Source organism: Streptomyces sp. NPDC048521, from assembly GCF_043199855.1.
Lineage (GTDB): Bacteria > Actinomycetota > Actinomycetes > Streptomycetales > Streptomycetaceae > Streptomyces.
In genome coordinates this window covers 312,693-334,196 of record NZ_JBICWR010000002.1, presented here as the reverse complement: position 1 = coordinate 334,196, position 21,504 = coordinate 312,693, and the positions used below count along the sequence as shown (strand labels likewise).

The window sequence follows — 21,504 nt, the reverse complement described above, 5'->3', positions numbered from 1 at the left end:
CTTCCTGACCTCGGTTGCTTCGAGCGTCGTCCGGTTCGGGTGCCGCATGCCCTGCGCCTCTGCGCGCGCAGTTTGGAGCAGCAGACGGTCAGGTGCCCGTCCAGGCGGCGAGGAAGGCTTGCCGTCCATCGAATCGTCCCATCTGAGGTCCGCATGCAGAACGCGCCAGGCGGTGAGCTCGAGATCGCGGAGCCACAACTCGCCGATGACCTGGGTCTTGAGGTCAGGCAAGTGGTCGGATTCGGCGAGGGCTTGACCGATCACCTCCCCGGCCGCTACGCGCTGGGGCGGAGTCATCTCATCGACGGCCGAGAGGATCTGCCTGGCCAGGGCGGTCCCCTCTCCTCCCAGAGAACGCAGCACCTGAGCCTTCATGTTGACGGGTAGCAGGTACGCGGTGCCCGACGGCCTCCACGGGTCCGACCAGAAGCGTTCTCCTGCCTTGGTGGGAGCAGGCAGCGCGGCCAGCAGCCCGAGGAGATGGCCGGTGGCCGCATAGCCGTCGGAGTGGGCGGCTGCGACGACTGCGATGCCGGCGACGCCCTTCACATCGAGCCGGCCGGCCTCGAGATGCGGAGCCAGGCCCAGTTGGTGTTCCAACTGGTCTGCGAGGGCGGCGGATACGTGGGGGCGGACCTCAGGAAGCATCGGCGATCCTTGTGCGTAAGCGAGCGGAGATCCCCGTTCGGAAGCCCTGATCTGTCCCATGGCCGGCCGTTCTACTCGGCTTCGGCAGGCCCAATCGGCGGGAGGGCCGACGGGGCTGGAGTTCACGCGGTGGCGAGCCGGCCCGGGCCCGGCGATGGCCCTGGGGTGTGGACCGACCTTCCATGAATGCTGCCGGAGTGAGGTCTTTAGCATTACCGCATTGCTGTCAGTGACGCCCTGTCGCCCGAGGGAGAACGAGAAGCTGTGTCCCGTGATGCCGCTGAAGTCGAATACGGTCACGTCGCCTCAGCGCGTGGAGAGCGCCGTGAAGACGGGCTACCCGACGGATCGCAAGGCGGACAAGCAGGGGAGAAGGCTCACTCGGTCTCCGCTCTGGTGGAGCGGGCGGCCGACCTCGCCGAACCGATCAAGCCGAAATTGCGTGGCTGGCTCCATGCCGGAATGGTCCCCGCCGCACTGATCGCGGGCGTCGTACTCATCTGCCTGGCCCGTACCCCGCAAGCAGTCCTGGCCTGCGCCGTGTACTCCGTCACCGCCTGGCTGCTGTTCGCAACGAGCGCCATCTACCACCGCGGCACCTGGGGACCACTGGGCGAGGCTCTTCTACGACGACTCGACCACGCCAACATCTTCCTGATCATCGCCGGCACCTGCACCCCCCTGGCCGTGCTCCTCCTCCGGTCGGAACAGCGGTCCATGCTGCTGTGGATCGTATGGACTGGGGCATTGGCCGGCATCGTGTTCCGGGTCCTGTGGGTCGGAGCTCCGCGCTGGCTGTACACCCCGTGTTATCTGGCCCTGGGGTGGGCGCCGGTGTGCTACCTGCCCGACTTCCTGCACACCGGTGGAGCAGCCGTAGTCGTCCTGATCGTTGTCGGCGGTCTCCTCTACAGCGCGGGCGCGGTCGTCTACGGCCTGCAGCGGCCCGACCCCTCAGCCCGCTGGTTCGGTTACCACGAGGTCTTCCACGCCCTGACCGTGGCAGCCTTCACCGCGCACTACATCGCCATCTCCCTGGTCACCTACTGACCGCGGCAGCGTCCGGGCCTGCGCCGCTCGTCACACGCGTTGCCGCGTGCTGCACCGCGAACGGGCCGGGCGGTGGCCGAGGCATCGGTCCGTAGCTGACCCGCGACGGAGGAGCCTCGACGCGGCGTCGACGTCGTGGCCCATGGCATCGGTGACGGAGAGCTGGACCGTGTCCCGGTCGATCACGTAGTCGAAGGTGTCGCCCCCGACGTGGTCGGCCGGCTCCAGCGCCCCGGCCACCGCGAACTGCGCAGCCTCACATGCCAGCGACGACGGCAGCAGCCGGTGCTGGATCTCCGCGGCCAGGCTCAGCGGGACGGTACGACGGCCCCACTGGTACACATCGGTGTAGGACCGGTTCGCGATGACGATGTAGGCCAGGGCGTGCGCGGTCTCGCCGATCTCCCGCATCACCTCCGCGTCCGGCGCCGCGGGCAGGAACAGTTCGAGGAGCCCGATGGCGTCCCCGCGGTTGGTCACTGGGGCGACGATCCGCACCAGCGTGCCCTCGCCTTTGTCCTCCATGCTCGGGCGCTGGGTGCGGATCACGTCGTCGTACAGGGTGCCGCGCAGCGTGATGTGCCGGCGGTTCATTGGTGTCGACGCTGCCCGCCGCCCCCAGCCGTACGACCGAGCCGCCGGTGAAGTCGGTGATCGGGAACGACACCGAATTCGCCCCGAGGCGATCCTTGAGCATGCGCGCGACTACGTCGAGCGACTCCACGGGCGCCGCGGTCTCCGCCGCCGCCAGCGTCCCCGCCAAGGTCATCGCCCTGTCCCGGCCGTGCCCGCTCTCCGGAGTAGGACAGGTCGGCCCACCGTCTCCAGGCTCGCATACGGTCACCGGTACTCCTTGTCGCTCGCTGGTACTCAGAGTTTCGGTCCCGGCCGCGCGAGGGCCCGCGCCAAAAGCCCGGTGCGGGGCAGATGGTATGGCACCCACGGGGCCCTTGGACGGTGTTTCACTCGGCCGAGCGCCCGTTCCTTCTCGTGGGCGGCGCCGTCCCGGACGGGGCTTCCCTACGACTACGCGGCGCTCGAACCGGTCATCAACCCACAGATCATCGAGCTGCACCACGACAAGCACCACGCGGCGTACGTCAAGGGCGCGAACGACACACTGGAGCAGCTCGCGGAGGCCCGGGACAAGGAGCAGTGGGGCTCGATCAACGGCCTGGAGAAGAACCTGGCCTTTCATCTCTCCGGACACATCTGCACAGCATCTACTGGCACAACATGACGGGTGACGGCGGCGGCGAGCCGCTGGAGAGGAACAGCGTGGGCGAGCTCGCGGACGCGATCGCCGAGTCGTTCGCATCGTTCGCGGGCTTCAAGGCGCAGCTGACCAAGGCCGCGGCCACCACCCAGGGCTCCGGGTGGGACGTCCTCGCCTACGAGCCTGAGCGGTCGGCTCATCGTCGAGCAGGTCTATGACCACCAGGGCAACGTCGGCCAGGCCTCCACCCCGATCCTCGTCTTCGACGCCTGGGAGCATGCCTTCTACCTGCAGTACAAGAACCAGAAGGTCGACTTCATCGACGCGAGGTGGGCCGTGGTCAACTGGCAGGACGTATCCAGGCGATACGCCGCCGCCAAGGAGCGCGGCGACAGCCTGCTGCTCGCTCCGTGAGGGCCGGCAGTGCCATGACGCTGTAACCGCCTGAGCACAGACCGCCTGCTCGTGATCGTCTTCTCAACCTTCACTGCAGGAGGCACAGCGAAGGGCTCCCGCAGGGACGCGACTTGGGGGAGCCCTTCGGTTTTCGCCGCACCCTGATGAGGCGTCAGCTGGGAGTGGGCCGCCGCCGGCAGCACGTGGTCGCCGATCTCGCCGGTGCTCAGGCAGAGGGAGCGGACCGGGCGTCGTGCGACTGGCAGGCTGCCACATCCGGGCGCTCGAAATCCTGCCTGCAGAAGAGGTGGCACTCGTAGGTGAGCTACCGGATTCGCCCGTTGAACGTTCGGGCAGCCACCGGTTGGCTGTCGCTTCTCGGCCGCAGTGCAACGTCGGCAGATTGCCGATATCACCGGTCGCGCGCCGCTGACCAGCTCGTCGGCCCTTGTGTTCAGGTTGCGTTCAGGCTCGGACGAGCCTCGGGCAAGTCGAGCACCAGAAGCGCCAAAACTCTCGCAAAGGGGTCTGGGGCGAAGGCCGGGCCTCATGTCATCGTGCCTGCCATGTCGACTGATCACCTCACTCACAACCGGCCCGGGGGCCACATCCGTCACACGACGAGCAAGGTGCCGGAGGTGACCGTCTACTTCTGGATCATCAAGGTACTCACGACCGGCATGGGCGAGACGGCCTCTGACTGGCTCGCCCACCTGCTCGGCCCGATCCCCGCTGTCGGCCTTGGAGGTATCGCCCTGGTGGCCGCTCTGGCGGTGCAGTTCGCCGTCCGGCGGTACGTGGCCTGGATCTACTGGACGGCGATCGTCATGGTCAGCGTGTTCGGCACGATGGCCGCCGACGTCCTGCACGTCGGCCTCGGTGTGCCGTACACGCTCTCGACCCCGGTCTTCATGGCCGTGCTGGCCGCCGTCTTCGCCCTCTGGTACCGCAGCGAACGCACCCTGTCCATCCACAGCATCCACACCCGGCGCCGCGAGACGTTCTACTGGGCCGCCGTGCTGGCCACGTTCGCGCTGGGCACCGCCGCGGGCGACCTCACCGCCACGATCGGTCTCGGCTACCTGGGCTCCGCAGTCCTGTACGCCGCCGCGATCGCCGTTCCGGCCGTCGCTCACCGGTGGGGGAGCTTGAACGCGGTGGCCGCGTTCTGGGCCGCGTACGTCATCACCCGCCCGCTCGGCGCCTCCGTCGCAGACTGGATGGCCGTCGGCCGCGGCAGGGGTGGACTCGACCTGGGCCTGGGGCCGGTCACGCTGTCCTGGACGGTGGCCATCCTCGGCTTCGTCGGCTACCTGGCCACCTCCCGCAAGGACGTCCCGCGCGACATCGCACAGTGATACGCCGGTAGCGCCCAGCGGCGCCGCAGTCACCCGGCAGGCAGGCTGACCACGAACCGTGCACCGGGGGTGTGTCCGGGGTCGTACGTCACCTCGCCGCCGGCGGAGCGGGCCAGGCGTCGCGCCAGCGGCAGCCCGAGGCCCGCTCCGCCGTGGCCGTCGCCGGGATCCGCGCGTTGACCGGGTTCGAAGAGTTGTCCGGCGAACGAGGGCGGTACGCCGGGCCCGTCGTCGATCACTTCGACGCGTACGCCGTCGGGTGCGCGGTACGCACGGACGGCGACCTTGGAGTGGGCGTAACGGCAGGCGTTGGTCAGGAGGGGGCTGATAATGCGTTCGAGGAGGGCGGATGGGACTCCGGCCTCCACATGTGGGCCGTCAGCGGTGACCGTCAAGTGGCCTGGCACGGGCGGCAGTTCGGTGAGTCGTCGGAGCGCGGGCAACACGTCGGCGGTGCCCGGCGCGGTGAGTGTCCCCCCGCGGGCGTCGTCCAGGAGGGTGTCGCAGATGGTGCGCATGGACTGGGCTGCTTCCGCGATGACCTTGTGGGTCGCGTGGGTCTGGTCGGCGGTGCGGGGGCGGGTCTGCCACCAGTCGAGTTCGGCGATGATCCGGCTCAGGGGCGTACGCAACTCGTGCGACAGTTCCCCGGTGAGCTGCCTCTCGTGGCGCAGAAGGGTGCGGATGCGGTCCAGTATGGCGTCCAACGACGTACCCAGGCGGGCGAGTTCGACGGGGTGCCGCCTACTGCCGAAGCGTTCTTCGGAGGCGACGGCGCTCCACTGGGTGGCCTGGTCGGTCATCGTGCGGACCGGGCGCAGCGCGTGGCCTACCGCCAGCCGGGTCAGGGCGTAGGTGCAGGCGAGCATCACGACGTCCAGCGCGAGTGACCCCAGGAGCAGCGTGTCGGCCGAACTCCGGTAGGGGGAGAGGTCGAGCGCCGTGACCACCGTGGCCTCGCTCTTCTCTCCGGACACAGGCTGCGAGCACAGCCGCAGGGGGCCGTCGACGTCGGCCGTGACGCACCGTTGCCCGCCGCGCCCGGCGAGGGCGTCGGCGACGTGGGTCAGGCGGCCGGGGTTCGGTGGCTCTTCCAGCAGGCGTCGGCCGGCGTAGATCCACACGTTGGTGTCGAGGAGTTCGTCGTGGGAGGTCTCCAGGACATGTACGGTCGTGCCGCTGGTGTCGACGGTCGTCGCGACGGCGGCTGCGCGGGTGCGCAGTTCGTCGTCCGCCTGGTGCTGGAGGCGGTGCTGGGCGACGACGTTGAAGGCGACGGTGAGGACCAGCATCAGCAGCGCGGCCGTGGCGAGGGCCACGAGCGAGAGCCGGCCGCGCAATGTGCGGGGCGCCAGACGGTGGAGGAAGGCGGGCACGGCCGGCCGCAGCCGGTGACGGATACCGCTCATGACAGGCGGTGGCCGACCCCGCGGGCCGTGCCGATCGTCCGGTCGCTGCCCGCCTCGCGCAGCTTGCGGCGCAGCCGGGTCAGGTACTGGTCGAGGGTGTTGTCGTGGACTTGGGCGCCCTCGGGCCAGCCCGCCCGGACCAGCTCGCGGCGGGGCACGATGTGGCCGGAAGCCGCCATGAGGGCGGCCAGGAGACGGAACTCGGTCGGTGTCAGATCGACTCGGGCGCCGCGGACGCTGACCACGTGCCGGACGGCGTCCAGTGCCAGATCTCCCGCTGTGGCGGCAGGCGGCGGCGCGGCCCGTTTGAGGGCTACCCGCAGGCGGGCCGCGAGTTCGGCGAAATGGAACGGCTTGGACAGGTAGTCGTCCCCTCCGGCGGAGAACCCGGACAGCCGGTCGGTCAGCCGGTGGTGGGCGGTCAGGAAGATGACGGGGAAGAGGAATCCGTTCGCGCGCATCGCCTGGCACACGTCCCGTCCGTCGGCGTCGGGCAGCCCGATGTCGAGCACGGCGGCGGAGATGTCGGGGGTCGCCAGCCGCAGGGCGGTGGCGCCGTCCGGCGCGGGGACGGGGGCGAAGTCCTCGTCGCGCAGCGCGCGCATCAGCACGTCACGCAGGGCGTGATCGTCCTCCACGACCAGGATCGTCTGGCGCATGGTCCTCCCTCTGCTCTCGTGCCCCGTCCGTCTGTTCCGGTGCCGTCTCCGTCCGGCCCCCTGCTGTGCTGCTCATCGGTTCTACCGTCCTTCGCGCCAAGTCCGTGTCCGGGTCCGTCGTGCCGGGGGTCCATGGCTCGGGAAGCCAGCGGGCCACGGCGCACAGGCACAGGCCCAGCCAGCCGAGTGCGAACAGCCAGCCGCCGACGACATCGGTGAACCAGTGCACTCCGAGGTAGACGCGCGTCAGTCCGACCGACGCGCCCCAGCCGCCGATCACCAGGGTGAGCGGGGTCCGGCCGCGCGGGCCGCGTATGTGGACGGCGATGATCAGCAGTCCCGCGGTGAGGGCCGCCGTCGTGGTGTGCCCGGACGGGAACGCCCATCCCGAGGCGTGCGTCGCCCAGTCCGTCAGGGGTGGCCGCGGCCGGGTGACGAGCTCCATTACCGCGTACCGCAGCGCCTGGCCCGCCCCGAGGCAGCCCAGACAGAGCGCGATGGCCAGCGCGCGCTGCCGACGGGTCCGCCCCGCGATGACCGCGGCCAGCACTGCCAGCGCGAACGGGACCACACCGGTCCCGGTGCCGGTCAGCCCGCGGGCGAACGCCTCCGCCACGTCAGGCCGGTGGCCGGCGGACCACGAGAGGAAGTCGGCGTCCGCGAACAGCGGTATGCCGTCGTGGCCGACCACGACCATGGTCAGCACCCCGAACGCCGTCCACGCGCCGAGGCCGCAACTGCCGGCCAGTTCGGCGACCTCACCGCGCTTCACGACACCACCAGCAGCGGCCGCAGGCGGGTGGCCGTGAGCCGCAGGGCCAGGGCCTCCGCACCCCTGCGCAGCGCCGACATGGCGAGCAGAGCAGCCAGAGCGCCCACCACGACCCCTGCCAGCACGTCGTGGGGGTAGTGCGCGCCGACCCAGACCCGCGAGAGCGCCATCGCGCAGGCAGCCACCAAGGCCACCGCGCCGAGCCGGCGGGAGACGAACAGCAGGGCGACGGCCGCCGCCGCGGCGATGGCCGCGTGGTTGCTGGGGAAGGACCAGTCGCCGGGCGCCGGACACTCCTCCAGCGTGGCCACCCGCAGGCTCCGGCAGGGCCGGTCCTCGCGCACCAGCAGCTTCAGTACCGCATCCACCCCGTAAGCCACGACCACGACGAACGGCACGGCGAGCGCAGTCACCGACGCGGTGGCGCCCAGTCGCCGGGCGCGCCACCAGCCGACGGCCATGAGGACCGCGAACAGGGCGAGCCCGTACGTCGACCAGGCCGACACCGTGTCGTCCAGCCACGCGGGAGCGTGCCGGGCGAGGTTCACCACGTCGGTGTAGGCCGAGCCGTCGACGGACGAGCCATTGACAGCGAGGATCATCCCCGGGCCCCCTTGGCCTTCGCGGCCCGGTGCGAGCGGTACACCTCGGAGGCGACCGGAATCAGCGACACGGCCACGATCACCGCGACGATCGGCAGCAGATACCGGTCCACGTTCGGCACGGAGGAGCCCAGCGCGTACCCCGCCAGGGTGAGACCCAGGCTCCACACCAGCCCGCCGGTCACCTGCCACAGGGTGAACGTCCGCACGGGCACGCGCAGGGCGCCGGCCATCGGGTTCAGGACCGTGCGCACCACCGGAACGAAGCGGGCCAGGACGATCGCCTTCGCGTGTCCGTAGCGCTCCAGCAGCTCCTCCGCGCGTTTCGCCCCCTCGTGCAGGCGGGCCGAGCGGCTGCGGGCGAGCAGGGTACCGCCCGCTCGACGGCCCAGGAGATATCCGCACTGTGCGCCCGCCAGCGCGCCCACCGCCGCGGCGATCAGAAGCGGGGCGAGCGACAGCTTCAGGCCGCGGTCGGCGGTGCCGGTGCACAGCAGGCCAGCCGTGAACAGCAGCGAGTCGCCCGGGAGGAAGAAGCCGATCAGCAGCCCGGTCTCGGCGAACAGCACCACGCCCACGCCCAGCACGCCGAAGGCGGACAGCAGCGACCGGGCGTCCAGCACATTGACGGCGAGCTGCGACGATAGGTGCATGGCTGTGGTCATCGTCGGGAGCTCCTTCATCGTTCTTCCGGACTGTCGGATGCGGCAGAACGGCGGCATCCGACGACCGACTACAATCTTGTAGACGTCTACTGAACTGTAGACGATGGCGGAATGAGGAACGTTCCCATGACGGACGCGAGGGACGAGAGGCGGCCGGCCGGCGAGCTCGAAGCCGCCGTCATGGCGGCGCTGTGGGCCGTCGGGGTCCCGCTCACACCCGGGCGGGTGCAGACCGAGCTCGGATCCGGCCTGGCGCGGACCACGGTGGCGACGATATTGGCCCGTCTGCACGAGAAGGGCGTCGTCGACCGTGAGCGGCAGGGGCGCGGCTACGCCTACTTCCCCGTGCAGGACGCTCCCGGATTGACCGCCCGGCGCATGCACACCGAACTCGACCGGGACACCGACCGGGAGACGGTCCTGGCCCGCTTCGTCGCCCAGCTCAGCCCCGGCGACGAGCAGCACCTGCGCCGGCTCCTGGAGGGTGATGGGCGATGACCGCTCTGCTGCTTCTACCGCTGATCCTGCCCTTCCTCGCGCCGACGCTGGCCCGCCGGACCCTCGACTGCCTGGCCCCCGCAACCGCGCTGTGGGTCTTCACAGCATCGGCCCTGGCGCTGGCGGGGGCCTGTGTCGCTGCCCTAGGCGCACTGGTCCTGACCGGACTGCTCAAACTCCCCGTCCTCGCCGCCCTCGGTGAACTCATCCACCCCCTGCGAACCCCCTCGGACTACCTCGTACTCCCCGCCGCCATGGCGGCCACCGGAGTGCTCACCCTCAGTTCCTGGACCCTTGTGCGCTCGGCCTTCCGGCAGACCCGTGCCTTCCGGGCCGCCCGCACGCAGGCCGACCGCCGCCCCGCCGCCGGCGACCTGTGCGTAATCGATTCGCCCGATCCGGACGCGTACGCCCTGCCCGGACGGCCGCACCGCATCGTCGTCACCACCGCTATGCTGCGCAGCCTGGGACCTGCCGAGCGTGAGGCCCTCTTCGCCCACGAGCGCGCCCACAACCAGGCTGGCCACCACTACTTCCTGGCCGCGGCCGAACTCGCCGCCCACTGCCACCCCGCCCTGCGCGCCACCCGCGACACCATCCGGCTCGCCGCCGAGCGAGCCGCCGACGAGGCCGCCGCCGAGGTCACCGGCGACCGGCGCCTGATCGCCACGGCCATCGCCCGCGCCGCCCTCGTCGGCCACGCCTCCCCGTCCACGCGTCCGGACTTCGCACCCGCGGCGACGACCGGCCCGGTTCCGCAACGCGTCGCAGCCCTCCTTGCACCCTCCGAGAAGCGCTCGCGCACCATCCGCCGTACCGCGTTGCTCCTCGTGGCCTGCACGGTCCTGTCCGTCGCCGCCGGAACAGCCGGCGTCGTCGACTTCCACCACGAGGTCGAGGTCGCCCAGGGCGAGGAAGGTCCATGACCACCTCGGAGCGGTGTTCGACCACGAGGATCACTTTGTCCGCCGGGTCATCACCCTCGGGCGAGGATCGGCTCCAGCAGCCGGAACAGGTCGCCGGTGGCATCGGCGGCACCCAGCGCGGTGAGGGCGCCGAGAGCCAGAACGGGCGCCGCCAGCAGCCACAGCCGTGGCGGCGGGGCGATCTGGAGAGCGGATCCGCCGCCCACAGGGCCGCGAGCACCTCGCTCTCCAGTTCGCCGGCGCTACGCCGTTCGGCTCTGCCCCGCGGGCCCGTGCCAGCCCTGACTGAGACCTTACAGCGTGTAGGGGCATGGCGGTCTCGGTCTCGAGGCGCTGCCCTTGGCGTGGACCCTACAGTCTGTAGGGTTGATCTGGCTCTACAGGCTGTAGGAGTAAAGGGGCGAATGATGAGAGACGGCCCGCAGGCCACGGACAGCGCGTCGGCGACGTGACCGGTCCGCGCAGGCCCGACCCGCCGACGGCCGCTCGCTTCGCCCCTCGATCCCGCGGCGAGGTGGCGCTCGCGGCCGTGGCCGGCGCCTTCACTCTGGCCCAGCTCCTCCTCGTACGACCGGGGATGGGCCTCGGCTGGGACGAGTCGGTCTACGTCAGCCAGGTCTCCTCCCACGCCCCGGCCGCGTTCTTCAGCGCCCCGCGCGCCCGCGGCGTCCCGCTGCTGGTGGCGCCGGTAGCCGCCTGGACGTCGTCCACCGCACTGCTGCGGATCTACCTGGCCGTACTCTCCGGCCTCGCCCTCTTCCTCGCGCTCCGCGCCTGGCGAGGCGTCTTCCCCGCCCGGGTGCTCGCGACCGCGGGCGCCCTGCTCGCCACTGTGTGGGTGACGCTGTTCTACGGCCCTCAGGCCATGACCAACTACTGGGTCGCCGTCGGCGCCTTGGCCTGCACGGGCTGCTTCCTGCGCGCCCAGGCGAACCGCTTCGACCGCGCGGCCCTGTGGGGCGTGGGCCTGAGCGCCGCCCTGATGGCCTGGATGCGCCCCACGGGAGGGCGGCAGTGAGCGCCACTGGCGTTCCGCTGTCCCGCGGCCTTGGCCGACCCTGGCAGCTCGCCGTCACCGCGGTCGTGGTGGTGGCGGCAGTCTGGATGCTCGCCGCACACCGGCACACGGTGGACGCCGGTGCCGACAGGCTTGCCGTCGCCGATCGCGCCTGGCTGCTGGCGGCCTGCGCGGCCGCTCTGGCGACCTGGGTGTGCGCGGCCGTCGCCCAGCAAGGAGCGGTGGCCGAACGGCTGCCCGCCGGGCGACTGGTGGCGGCACAGTTCGCGGCGTGCGCGGCCAACCACCTGCTGCCTGCCGGCGTCGGTGCGAGCGCGGTCAACCTGCGGTTCCTCACCCGCTGCGGCCTGTCCACCGCCCGCTCGGCGACCGCTCTCGCGGTCAAGGCCGCCGTCGGCGGGCTGGTCCGCTTCGCGCTGGCCGTCGTACTGCTCCTGGCCTCGCCCGGGACCCCGCGTCTCGCGCCGGCCGTCCCGCGCGCCTGCGTCATGCTCTCGGTGGTCGGCTGTATCGCCGTGGTCGCCACAGCCGTGGCACTGAGCCGGTCGGCGCGCCGCAGTGTGGGGCGCGCGGTCGGCCGGGTCCTCGTCGACGTGCGTGCGGTGCACGGCCGGCGGGTCAGGGCATGCGCCTTGTGGGGCGGCTCTCTCGGCTTCGCCCTGCTGCACGCCGCCGTGCTGATCGCCGTGGTCCGGGCACTGGACGTGCCCGTGCCGGCCGGTCACGTCCTGCTGGCGTACCTCCTGGCCAGCGGCGCCGCCGTACTGCTGCCCACTCCGGGCGGTCTGGGCTCGCTGGACGCCGCGCTCGTGCTGACGCTCACCGCGGCCGGGGCTCCCGGACCCGCGGCCCTGTCGGCGGTCTTCGGCTACCGCATGCTGACGGCGTGGCTGCCGCTGCTCCCCGGCCTGCTGGTGCTCGTGGTGTTGGCCCGCCGTTCCGTCCTGTGATCCTGGCCGGACACCGAGGGGGCCGCCGCGTGAATGCGCCCCTTTGCGTGGTCCCGGGGCCTCTGCGGTGATGTCCGGGCCGTGGGCGGACGATCCCCGGGGCGCTGGTCGGCTCGATGTCGCTGCCGCCCACAGGCCAGGGGCGGCAGCGATGGTTGATGCGTTCGAAACGGGCGAAGACGCGGGGTGGCGGCGACGGACCGCCGGACCGTGACCTGGCGATGGGCGACCGGCAGAGGATCTCGCTGAGTCAGGCCGGATGAGGCCATCCGTGGTCGCGCAACCGGCCGACCTCGTAGCCGTGTTGCTCACAGGTGTCGAGGATGCGGGGGAGCGCGCCCAGGGCCGAGCGCCAGGCGCCCGGGGCGGACGTGCGGTCCGAGTCGTGGAGCAGGATCGTCCCCTGGAGACACCGAACTGGTGGTGCTCGACGACGAGGCCCCGCAGGCGTTCGCGCTGCCTGGTGGCCCGGGGACGGATCGTGGTGTGCCGCGGAATGTTGCGTTGCCTCGGTGCCGCGGAGCGCGAGGCCCTCCTGGCGCACGAACGGGCCCATCTTCGCGGCAGCCACCACCGCTTCCAGATGGCGACTCACAGCGGCCGTCAACCCGCTGCTGCGACCGCTGGCCCAGGTCGGTGGCTTCGTCCTGGAGCGATGGGCCGACGAGGAGGCCGCAGCCCGAATCGGCAGCCGGACGGTCGTCGCCCGCGCCGTCGGTCGGGCGGCTCTCGCCTCTGCCGGTACGCCGCGGCCCGCCACTCTGGCCGCGAACGGCGGAGCTGTGTCCCAGCGGGTGCAGGCCCTGCTGGCCCCGCCGCCCCCGCGCCACAGCCTGCCCTTCGCGGCGGGCGCCCTCCTTCTCGCCCTGTGCTGCGCCAGCCCGGCCAACGCCGCGTCGGACAGCGAGAGCCTGGTCGAGAGCGCGGAGCGGGCCCAGTGCGCGGCGGATGCCGGGGCGCCGGGCGCCGCGTGGGCGGGGCGCCCTCCGCAGCGGCCGGACGCCTGCTGCCACCGCGGCGGAGCCGACGACCACGGAAAGCGCCGCAGGTAGGCGCGTAGTACCGAGGTACTACGCGCCGCGCGCTGTTCAGCCTCCCGGTACCACCGGATCGGGATGATCCGGCACTTAGCGTTGCGGGTGAGGCGTCGGAGGTGAGGACGCCGGAGCCTGACAGGGAGAACGTGAATGATCGACGCACGGCGGTTGACCAAGAGGTACGGCGAGAAGACGGCCGTCGACGGGCTGGACTTCGTCGTGAAGCCCGGCACGGTGACCGGCTTCCTGGGGCCCAACGGCGCGGGCAAGTCCACGACCATGCGCATGATCGTCGGCCTCGACGCCCCGACCAGCGGCTCCGTCACCGTGAACGGCCATCCCTACGCCCGCCACCGGGCGCCGCTGCAGGAGGTCGGCGCCCTCCTGGAGGCGAAGTCGATCCACCCGGGCCGCTCGGCCCACCAGCACCTTCGGGCCCTCGCGCTGACCCACGGCATTCCGGGCAGCCGGGTCGACGAGGTCATCGGCCTCGCCGGACTCGACAGCGTGGCGAAGAAGCGGGCCGGCGCCTTCTCCCTCGGCATGGGCCAGCGGCTGGGCATAGCGGCGGCGCTGCTGGGCGACCCGCAGACGGTGATGCTGGACGAGCCGGTCAACGGGCTGGACCCGGAGGGCGTGCTCTGGATCCGCAACCTGCTCAAGGGGCTCGCCGAGGAGGGGCGGACGGTGTTCGTGTCGTCGCACCTGATGAGCGAGATGGCCCTGGTCGCGGACCACCTGATCATCGTGGGACGCGGCCGGCTGCTGGCCGATACCACCGTGGCGGACCTGATCCGCGAGGCGGGCGGCGACACGGTGACGGTGGCGACCCCGGACCCGGCGCGGCTGCGGGACGTGCTGGCAGGGCCGGGCGTCGACGTCACCGGCCGGATCGGCTCCGAGGAGCTCCAGGTGACCGGGCTGACCGCCCGGCAGATCGGACTCAAGGCCGCCGAACACGGCATCGCGCTGTTCGAGCTGAGCGCGCGGACCGTGTCACTGGAGGAGGCGTTCATGGATCTGACCAGGGACGCCGTGGAGTACCACGGCACCACCACCGCGACCGAGACCCTCGGGAGGCCCGCATGAGCACCCTCACCGCAACCGCCGAGGACCCCCGGACCTCCGCTGCCCGCCCCGCCTACCGGGTGACCGGACGGCGTGTACTCGCCTCCGAATGGGCCAAGCTGTGGTCCCTGCGCACGACCTGGATCACCTTGGGCCTCGGCCTGCTGTTCCTGGTGGCCTTCGGCCTGATCTCCGCGAGCCGCTACAAGTCGGGGATCAACTCCGGCCACATGGACCGGGACTTCGCCGACTCGACGGCCGTCAGTCTGTCCCTCTTCGGTACCAACTTCGCCCAGCTCGCTCTGGGCGTACTCGGCGTGCTGGTCACGGCGGGGGAGTACTCGACCGGCATGATCCGTTCCACGCTCGCGGCGGTGCCGCGCCGGCTGCCCGTGCTGTGGTCCAAGGCGGCCGTGTTCGGGCTGGCCGCGCTGGCCGTGGGGACGGTGGGCGGGTTCGTCGCCTTCCTGATCGGGAGCCGGATCGTCTCGGGCACGCCCGCGGCCATGAGCCTTTCGCACGCGGGTGTCCTGCGCAGCCTGCTCGGCGCAGGGCTGTACCTCGGCCTGGTCGGGGTGATCGGCACCGCGCTGGGCGCGCTGCTGCGGTCGGTGGCCGGCGGGATCTCGGTGCTGGTGGCCTCCCTGATGCTGATCCCGGGGCTGATCTCCCTGCTGCCCAGCTCCTGGCAGAACGACATCAGCCCCTACCTGCCGTCCAACGCGGGGGAGTCGATGTTCGCGCTGACCCACGACTCCACGGCCCTGTCGCCGGGCGCCGGACTGCTGGTCTTCCTGTGCTGGACGGCGCTGGCGCTGGGGGGCGCGGCGTACCGGCTCGCGCGCACCGACGCCTGACGCCCGCACCATGGACAGGTGACACCCGTGACCACCGATGACCTCAGCGGCATGGGACCGCTGGTCGCCCGTCTGTCCCGGGGCGGCCAGCGGTTGCGGCAGGCCGACCGGACACATCCCTGGGTGCTGGACACCGCGGTCGTGATCGTGGTCTTCCTGATGTTCTGCCTGCCCGACCTGCTCCGCGGCGGGGCGGACGACGGCGACGGCCCGCGCCGGTTCCGCCTGGCCTTCACCCACCTGCCCATAGCGGGAATGCTGGTCCTGCAGGCCGGCCTGGTCCTGCCCCTGCTGTGGCGGCGGCGCGAGCCCGCGGTGGCCTTCGGCGTCATCGCCGCGGTGTTCGTCCTGCAATGGTCCCTGGGCGCGGCGCTGCGCGCGGACATCGCCCTCTTCGTCGCCCTGTACAGCCTGGCCCTGCACGGGCGGCTGCGGCAGCTGCCGTGGGCCTGCGCGGTCATGGCGGGCGCCATGGTGCTGGTTGCGGTTCGGGCGTCCCCGGCCGTGTCCGTGTGGGACGCGCTGTTCTTTCTGCTGAGCACGGCGACGGCGGCCCTCGCGCTCGGTCTGATGGTACGGATCCGCCGAGCCCAGCTCGCCGGGCTGCGGGACCGGGCGGCCCGACTGGAGATAGAGCGCGACCAGCGCAGCAGGCTGGCCACGGCCACCGAACGCACCCGAGTGGCACGCGAGATGCACGACATCGTCGGCCACAACCTGTCCGTCATCATCACGCTCGCCGACGCCGGCGCCTACGCCACGGACATCGCTCCGGAACGGGGCAAGGAGGCCCTGCAACTCATCGGTGACACCGGCCGACAGGCCCTCGGCGAACTGCGGCGCGTGCTCGGCGTGCTGCGCGAGGCCGCGGACGGTCCCACGGGCGGGCCCGAACTGAGCCCGCAGCCCGGCATCGCGGACATCGAAGCGTTGTGTGCGAATGTGCGTGCCGCCGGACTGGAGGTCGTCTACCGGACCTCCGGCGAGGTGGACGATCTGGACAGCGGGGTGCAGCTGACGGTGTACCGCATCGTCCAGGAAGCCCTCACCAACACCCTGAAGCACGCCGACAAGGACACCCAGGTGGCCCTGGCGATCCTCGTCGGGGAGAGTCGGTTGAGCATCCGGGTCCAGGACACCGGCCCGGCCGCACCGTCCGGATCGCCGAACGAGGAAGGACACGGCCTGGTGGGCATGCGGGAGAGAGCGGCTCTGTATGGCGGCACCGTCAGCGCGGGGCCGACGGGCGGCGGGGGATGGAGCGTCGAAGCCGTCCTCGACCTCACCCCCCGAGGCGGTGACCGATGACCACCGTCCTGATCGTGGACGACCAGCCGCTGCAACGCTACGGCTTCCACATCCTTCTGGACTCCGTCGCCGAGACCGATGTCGTCGGTGAGGCCGCGCACGGCGCCGAGGCCGTCCGCAAGGCCGCCGAACTGCGCCCGGACGTCGTCCTGATGGATGTCCGCATGCCGGGCATGGACGGCATCGAGGCCACCCGCCGCATCGTCGCCGCCGGCGGCCGCTCACGGGTCCTCGTGCTCACGACGTTCGACCTCGACGAGTACGTCCACGCCGCCCTGCGGGCCGGCGCGAGCGGCTTCCTGCTCAAGGACGCGCGTCCCGAGGAGCTCCTCGCCGGGATCCGCGCGGTGGCCTCCGGCGACGCCGTCATCGCGCCCGCCCTCACCCGCCGTCTCCTGGAGCAGTACGCCCGCTACGTCCCCGCGCACCGCGCGGACTGTGCCGAGGACCCGGCCCTGGGCTCCCTCACCGACCGCGAACGCGAAATCCTCGTCGCCGTCGGCAAGGGCTGGACCAACGGCGAGATCGCCACCCACTTCGTCCTGTCCGAGTCCACCGTCAAGACCCACGTCGGCCGCGTCCTGGCCAAGATCGGCTCCCGCGACCGCATCCAGGCCGTGATCTTCGCCTACGACCACGGTCTCGCCCGGCCCAACGCGGACTGAACCGACGCGCGGCGGCTCGGAAGCCGGGCGGCCCGGTCGCCCAGGCCGCGACACCTGGTCACAGGACGCGCGGCAGTGCGCCATGTCGGCGGCGCCCCTCACAGTTCCAGGCGGTAGCCGTGCCCGCGCAGGGTGGTGATGCGGGGCAGGCTGCCGGGATGGACCGAGGCGTCGGCGGCCTGTGCGAGGCGGCGGCGCAGGCCGGCCATGGTGACGTCGAGCGTCTTGGTGGAGCCGAACCAGTTCTCGTCCCAGACCTCGGCCATCAGGGTTTCCCGGGAGACGGCCTCCCCTGCGTGCCGGGCCAGGACGGCGAGCAGGTCGAACTCCTTGGGACGCAGGTCGATGTCCGCGTCGTGGAGCGTGCAGCGTCGGGCTGTGACGTCGAGGACGAGGTCGGCCAGCCGGACTGGTTCCTGCGGCGGCGTGGCGACGACCCGGCGGCGCAGATGGGCGCGGAGCCGGGCGAGCAGCACGGTCAGGCTGAACGGTTTGACGAGGTAGTCGTCGGCCCCCGCGTCCAGCCCGGCGATGACGTCGATGTCGTCCGTGCGGGCCGTCAGGATGACGATCAGCAGGTCCGGGTGCCGGGCTCGCAGGGTGCGCGCGACGTCCAGACCGTCCATGTCGGGCAGCCCCAGGTCGAGCAGCAGCACGTCGTACGGGGTGCGCGCGGCCTCGGCCAGAGCTGCGGAACCCGTCCGGCTCAAGGTCGGTGCGTAGCCGTTGCCGCGCAGACCGGTCTCCAGGTGGCGGCCGATGGTGTCGTCGTCCTCGACGACGAGGACGCGGTGACGGCTGGGGTCGGCGGTCGCGTGCGTGCGCATGCTGGACAGCGTAGGAGCGGGCGACGCGCTCGGCCCGCCCGCTCCCGGCCGCTCACAGGTCACGCAGTTCCTCCACGGCGGGCCGGCCGGCGCTGCGGATGCCGTTCAGCGCGGCCGCCAGTACGGCGACGACGGCCGCGCCGGAGGTCAGGGCCAGGTAGCCGCCCGGCACCGACAGGCTGGCGGGCGGCGGATCGAAGACGCCCGTCAGGACCTTCACGAGCGGGGGCGGCCCTGTCGGGGGCCGTACGCGTCAGCCCGGACTACGTGACCGGCGACCCGGTGGAGCTGCCCGCGCCGCCGCCCGGCGGACGCCTCGGTCTGTACGACCCCGCGCTGCGCCTGCGGGCCGGCACCGGTCCCCATGGCGGCGACGCGGCGGTGCGAAGGGCGCTGGGCGCGGGGGTGGTGCGCGGCCGGTCGGGTGGTGACCTGGTCATCGCGGTGCCCGTGTCGCACGCCGAGCGCGTGATCGGCGTCGTACGGGCCTCCTCGCCCGCGGCCGCCGTACGCGACCGTGTCCTGATCGCCTGGGCGGTCCTGGCCGGGGTCTGCGCCCTCGCGCTGACCGTGGCCGTCTTCGTCGCCCGCCGACAGGCGCGGGTGCTGGCCGCGCCGCTGGAGGACCTCTCCCGGCACTGCCGGGCTGTCACCGCCGGCGACCTGGGCGCCCGGGCCGCGCCCAGCAGCATCGCCGAGATCGACCAGGTCGCGCGGACCCACAACGAGATGCTGCACAGCTTGACCGAACTCCTGCGTCACGAGCGCGACTTCACCGCCAACGCCTCCCATCAGCTGCGCACCCCGCTCACCGGGCTTCAGCTGACGCTGGATGCGGGGCTCGCCGAGGACGACGCTGGGACTCGGCCCGCTCTGGAGGAGGCCCTGGCGACCACGCGCCGCCTGCACAGCACGGTGGGGGAGGTGCTGCGCCTGTCCCGCTTTCACGGCCTGCCGCGTCGGCCCGCACCGGACACACCCGTGCCGCAGCTGCTGCGCGAGACCGAGGAACGCTGGCACGGACTGTTCGCCCGCGACGGCAGACGCCTGGAGTGCGGGACTCTCGAGGCGCCGGACGACATCCGTGTCCCCGGCGCCCCCGTCACCGAGATCCTCGGCGTCCTGCTCGACAACGCCCGCGTCCACGGGCGCGGCACCGTCCGCCTCACGGCCCGCGACCTCGGCGAAGCCGTCGCCTTCGACGTCACCGACGAGGGCGCCGTGCACGGTGAGGCGGCTCAGCTGTTCGACCGCGGCCACACCGGCGCGGCACCGGGCTCCGGCATCGGCCTGTCCCTCGCCCGCGACCTGGCCGTCTCTCTGGGCGGAAGACTCTCCCTGACCGGTCGCCGTCCTGCCACGTTCAATCTGCTCGTTCCCGTACGCCAGGAGGAGGCCCACCCGGCGGGCGGCGGCTGAGCATCGGTCAGGGGCCTGCGGGGGGAGCGGGGTCGCGCCGCAGGCGGGTGACGATGCGGCTCGCGGCGGTTTTCTGGAGCAGGCCGTAGGCGAGGACCGGCAGCAGCAGGTGGGGTTTGTCGGGCAGGGACGCGGTGATCAGGACCGCGCTGGCGCTGCTGTTGTTCATGCCGCAGGCGAGTGTGAGCGACGAGGCGGTGCCCGCCTCCAGCCGCAGGACGCGGGCGGCGGCCCGGCCGAGGGCGAAGGAGAGCAGGCAGACCAGGGCGGCCACCGCCAGGGCGGCGGCGAACAGCAGAGGGCGGGGCCGGGCGAGGACGGAGCCGAGGGCGCCGCTGGCGTTGACGTAGGTCAGCAGCAGCGAGCCGGCCAGGGCCAAGGGCGTCACCGTCGACTGGAGACGGTGTAGCGGGCGCGCGGGCAGGACGAGCGCGCCCAGGAGCCCCGCCGCACAGGGAAGGACCACGGCGGTAAGGGCGAATCCGCCCTCCGCCAGCCGGCCGGTGGCGGCAAGGGTGTGCGCGTAGCCGCCGCTGAGCAGCGGCGACAGCGTCGCCAGCAGCAAGGGGGTGGTGAGCGGGCTGAGGAGGGTGGAGGCCAGGACGAGGCCCACCATCGTCGGCTGGTCGCCGTCGCCCTTGTCGGTCCACACGGTGGCCCCGGCGGCGACGGGCATCGCCACGACGAGGATCATCGCGGTGAGCAGTCCGCTGCCGCCGTCGGTGTCGGGGGTGCGCCGCAGCAGGAAGGCGACGAGCGGCACGACCGCCAGCGGGATCGCGAGGTGCAGCACGAGTCCGGCGACCAGGGCCTTCGGCCGTCGCAGCAGACGGCCCAGCGCGCGGACAGGTACCTGAAGCCCTGCCGAGAACAGGACCAGGGACAGCAGGAGCGGTGCGGTGTGCAGCGTCAGGTGCGTCGGTGGTAGCGGTGAGGGATGAGGGCGGCGCAGCCACAGGCCGGGGCCGGGCAGGAACAGAGCGAGGGCGTAGGACATGACGACGACGCGGCCGAGCCGGTGCCGCAGCCAGGACGCGGCGCGAGTGTGCATGGCACCATCATGATCAGGCCGGACCCGGGGGCGGGGAAAGCCGCGCGGCAGTCAGGATGCGTTCAGGTAACCGCTGGCAACGTCCTGCCCATGACCTACGAACTCTCCGAGACTCCCGAGGCCGAACCGGGCACGAGTGCCTCCGCTCGCCCCACCCACCGTCTGCGCTGGAACAAGGTCCCCGAGGTCACCGCCTACTTCTGGATCATCAAGGTGCTGTGCACGACGGTCGGCGAGACCGCTGCCGACCTGCTCAACGAGAAGGCCGGCCTGGGCCTGACCGGCGTGTCCGTGCTCATGAGCGCGCTGCTCGCGGTGGTCCTCGTCGTCCAGTTCCGCACCACGGCGTACCGCGCGGGCGTGTACTGGCTCGCCGTCGCCCTCATCAGCGTCGTCGGCACGCTGATCAGCGACAACCTCACCGACAACATGGGCGTACCGCTGGAGACGACCTCCGCGGTGTTCGCCGTTCTTCTCGCCGTCGTGTTCGTCGTCTGGTACCGGCGCGAGCGCACCCTCTCCATCCACAGCATCGACACCACCAGCCGTGAGGCGTACTACTGGCTGGCCGTACTGTTCACCTTCGCCCTCGGAACGGCGGGCGGCGATCTGGTCTCCGAACGCATGGACCTGGGCTACTGGCTCGCGGCGGTCCTGTTCGCGCTGGCCATCGCCGCCGTGGCGGTCGCGCACTTCGCGCTGGGCCTGGACGCGGTGTGGAGCTTCTGGATCGCCTACATCCTGACCCGCCCGCTCGGCGCATCGATCGGCGACTACCTGTCCCAGCCGACCGGCGACGGCGGCCTCGGGTTCGGCACCGTCGTCACGAGCGGGCTCTTCCTGGCCGTCATCCTCGGCCTGGTGGTGTACCTGGCGGTGACCCGCAAGGACGTCGCGGACCCCGCGCCCGTGACGCGGCAGACAGCCTGAACGGCTGGGAAGGCGTTCAGGAAGCGTTCAAGCGATCACCGGCAAGGTCGGACACCACGGCCGGCCTCTGCGGTCGGCCCGTGTGTCGCAGGGTCGCCCGTCCCCCTCGCGGAGAGGGGCGCCCTTTCACACCCCCCACGAACAGGAGCGTCCGACCATGGAGAATCCCGAAGTC

General features: G+C 71.9%; 20 protein-coding genes and 3 pseudogenes. 13 read left to right on the top strand and 10 right to left on the bottom strand.

Annotated features, from left to right (window positions below):
- The first annotated feature begins 912 nt into the window (after positions 1-912).
- Entirely contained in the window at positions 913-1,698 is a 786-nt protein-coding gene (locus tag ACGFRF_RS05920; RefSeq protein ID WP_393737372.1) for a hemolysin III family protein, read from the top strand.
- A gap of 120 nt (positions 1,699-1,818) precedes the next feature.
- On the opposite strand, the pseudogene ACGFRF_RS05915 reads toward ACGFRF_RS05920, so the two are convergent.
- Positions 1,819-2,467: pseudogene (locus tag ACGFRF_RS05915) on the bottom strand (serine/threonine-protein phosphatase); the annotation flags it as partial.
- Positions 2,468-2,713: 246 nt separating this feature from the next.
- Here ACGFRF_RS05915 and ACGFRF_RS05910 point away from each other — a divergent pair.
- A pseudogene (locus tag ACGFRF_RS05910) lies at positions 2,714-3,328 on the top strand (superoxide dismutase); the annotation flags it as partial.
- 548 nt (positions 3,329-3,876) lie between these two features.
- A complete protein-coding gene (locus ACGFRF_RS05905; RefSeq protein WP_393737371.1) occupies positions 3,877-4,668 on the top strand; it encodes a hypothetical protein in 792 nt (263 codons plus the stop codon).
- Between the two features lie 29 nt (positions 4,669-4,697).
- Here the strand turns inward: ACGFRF_RS05905 and ACGFRF_RS05900 are convergent, their stop codons facing one another.
- From ACGFRF_RS05900 to ACGFRF_RS05880, 5 genes are read right to left on the bottom strand one after another with little or no spacing between them, the layout of a single operon-like run.
- Positions 4,698-6,077, bottom strand: a complete 1,380-nt coding sequence (locus ACGFRF_RS05900) for a sensor histidine kinase (protein ID WP_393737370.1) — start codon at positions 6,075-6,077, stop codon at positions 4,698-4,700.
- Positions 6,074-6,736, bottom strand: a complete 663-nt coding sequence (locus ACGFRF_RS05895; protein ID WP_393737369.1) for a response regulator transcription factor — start codon at positions 6,734-6,736, stop codon at positions 6,074-6,076. Before ACGFRF_RS05895 ends, ACGFRF_RS05900 begins: the two co-directional genes overlap by 4 nt.
- On the bottom strand, positions 6,690-7,508 hold the full coding sequence (locus tag ACGFRF_RS05890) for a phosphatase PAP2 family protein (RefSeq protein WP_393737368.1): 819 nt from the start codon (positions 7,506-7,508) through the stop codon (positions 6,690-6,692). Before ACGFRF_RS05890 ends, ACGFRF_RS05895 begins: the two co-directional genes overlap by 47 nt.
- Positions 7,505-8,110 carry a phosphatase PAP2 family protein gene (locus tag ACGFRF_RS05885; RefSeq protein WP_393737367.1) on the bottom strand — a complete coding sequence of 202 codons (606 nt, stop codon included), beginning with the start codon at positions 8,108-8,110 and terminating at the stop codon, positions 7,505-7,507. Before ACGFRF_RS05885 ends, ACGFRF_RS05890 begins: the two co-directional genes overlap by 4 nt.
- Positions 8,107-8,775, bottom strand: coding sequence for a DedA family protein (locus ACGFRF_RS05880; RefSeq protein WP_393737366.1), 669 nt, complete (start codon positions 8,773-8,775; stop codon positions 8,107-8,109). Before ACGFRF_RS05880 ends, ACGFRF_RS05885 begins: the two co-directional genes overlap by 4 nt.
- Positions 8,776-8,901: 126 nt before the next feature.
- On the opposite strand from ACGFRF_RS05880, the gene ACGFRF_RS05875 reads away from it, so the two are divergent.
- Positions 8,902-9,273 (top strand): BlaI/MecI/CopY family transcriptional regulator, encoded by a 372-nt coding sequence (locus tag ACGFRF_RS05875; protein WP_393737365.1) that lies wholly within the window; start codon positions 8,902-8,904, stop codon positions 9,271-9,273.
- On the top strand, positions 9,270-10,199 hold the full coding sequence (locus tag ACGFRF_RS05870; protein WP_393737364.1) for a M48 family metalloprotease: 930 nt from the start codon (positions 9,270-9,272) through the stop codon (positions 10,197-10,199). Before ACGFRF_RS05875 ends, ACGFRF_RS05870 begins: the two co-directional genes overlap by 4 nt.
- 50 nt (positions 10,200-10,249) lie before the next feature.
- Here ACGFRF_RS05870 and ACGFRF_RS05865 read toward each other — a convergent pair whose 3' ends face one another.
- Positions 10,250-10,405, bottom strand: a complete 156-nt coding sequence (locus ACGFRF_RS05865) for a hypothetical protein (protein WP_393737363.1) — start codon at positions 10,403-10,405, stop codon at positions 10,250-10,252.
- A 295-nt stretch (positions 10,406-10,700) separates the two neighbouring features.
- Here ACGFRF_RS05865 and ACGFRF_RS05860 point away from each other — a divergent pair.
- From ACGFRF_RS05860 to ACGFRF_RS05835, 6 genes and pseudogenes are all read left to right on the top strand, one after another.
- Positions 10,701-12,167, top strand: a pseudogene (locus tag ACGFRF_RS05860) (YbhN family protein); the annotation flags it as partial.
- Between the two features lie 259 nt (positions 12,168-12,426).
- A complete protein-coding gene (locus ACGFRF_RS05855) occupies positions 12,427-13,227 on the top strand; it encodes a M48 family metalloprotease (RefSeq protein WP_393737362.1) in 801 nt (266 codons plus the stop codon).
- Positions 13,228-13,354: 127 nt separating this feature from the next.
- Positions 13,355-14,293 carry an ATP-binding cassette domain-containing protein gene (locus tag ACGFRF_RS05850; RefSeq protein ID WP_393737361.1) on the top strand — a complete coding sequence of 313 codons (939 nt, stop codon included), beginning with the start codon at positions 13,355-13,357 and terminating at the stop codon, positions 14,291-14,293.
- On the top strand, positions 14,290-15,129 hold the full coding sequence (locus ACGFRF_RS05845) for an ABC transporter permease (RefSeq protein WP_393737360.1): 840 nt from the start codon (positions 14,290-14,292) through the stop codon (positions 15,127-15,129). The genes ACGFRF_RS05850 and ACGFRF_RS05845 overlap by 4 nt, the downstream gene beginning before the upstream one ends.
- 27 nt (positions 15,130-15,156) lie before the next feature.
- The gene (locus ACGFRF_RS05840) at positions 15,157-16,437 is read left to right on the top strand and encodes a histidine kinase (RefSeq protein WP_393737359.1); all 1,281 of its coding nucleotides are present in this window, start codon (positions 15,157-15,159) and stop codon (positions 16,435-16,437) included.
- The gene (locus ACGFRF_RS05835; protein WP_393737358.1) at positions 16,434-17,102 is read left to right on the top strand and encodes a response regulator; all 669 of its coding nucleotides are present in this window, start codon (positions 16,434-16,436) and stop codon (positions 17,100-17,102) included. Before ACGFRF_RS05840 ends, ACGFRF_RS05835 begins: the two co-directional genes overlap by 4 nt.
- A gap of 98 nt (positions 17,103-17,200) precedes the next feature.
- Here ACGFRF_RS05835 and ACGFRF_RS05830 read toward each other — a convergent pair whose 3' ends face one another.
- Both ACGFRF_RS05830 and ACGFRF_RS05825 read right to left on the bottom strand, forming a co-directional pair.
- Positions 17,201-17,929 carry a response regulator transcription factor gene (locus ACGFRF_RS05830; RefSeq protein WP_393737357.1) on the bottom strand — a complete coding sequence of 243 codons (729 nt, stop codon included), beginning with the start codon at positions 17,927-17,929 and terminating at the stop codon, positions 17,201-17,203.
- Between the two features lie 52 nt (positions 17,930-17,981).
- Positions 17,982-18,149, bottom strand: a complete 168-nt coding sequence (locus ACGFRF_RS05825; RefSeq protein ID WP_393737356.1) for a hypothetical protein — start codon at positions 18,147-18,149, stop codon at positions 17,982-17,984.
- A 47-nt stretch (positions 18,150-18,196) separates the two neighbouring features.
- On the opposite strand from ACGFRF_RS05825, the gene ACGFRF_RS05820 reads away from it, so the two are divergent.
- Positions 18,197-19,348 carry a histidine kinase dimerization/phospho-acceptor domain-containing protein gene (locus ACGFRF_RS05820; RefSeq protein WP_393737355.1) on the top strand — a complete coding sequence of 384 codons (1,152 nt, stop codon included), beginning with the start codon at positions 18,197-18,199 and terminating at the stop codon, positions 19,346-19,348.
- Between the two features lie 7 nt (positions 19,349-19,355).
- Here ACGFRF_RS05820 and ACGFRF_RS05815 read toward each other — a convergent pair whose 3' ends face one another.
- Positions 19,356-20,399: a sodium-dependent transporter gene (locus ACGFRF_RS05815; protein ID WP_393737354.1), complete on the bottom strand. Its 1,044-nt coding sequence runs from the start codon at positions 20,397-20,399 to the stop codon at positions 19,356-19,358.
- Between the two features lie 90 nt (positions 20,400-20,489).
- Here ACGFRF_RS05815 and ACGFRF_RS05810 point away from each other — a divergent pair, with 90 nt between their 5' ends.
- Positions 20,490-21,329, top strand: a complete 840-nt coding sequence (locus ACGFRF_RS05810; protein ID WP_393737353.1) for a hypothetical protein — start codon at positions 20,490-20,492, stop codon at positions 21,327-21,329.
- Positions 21,330-21,504 lie beyond the last annotated feature (175 nt).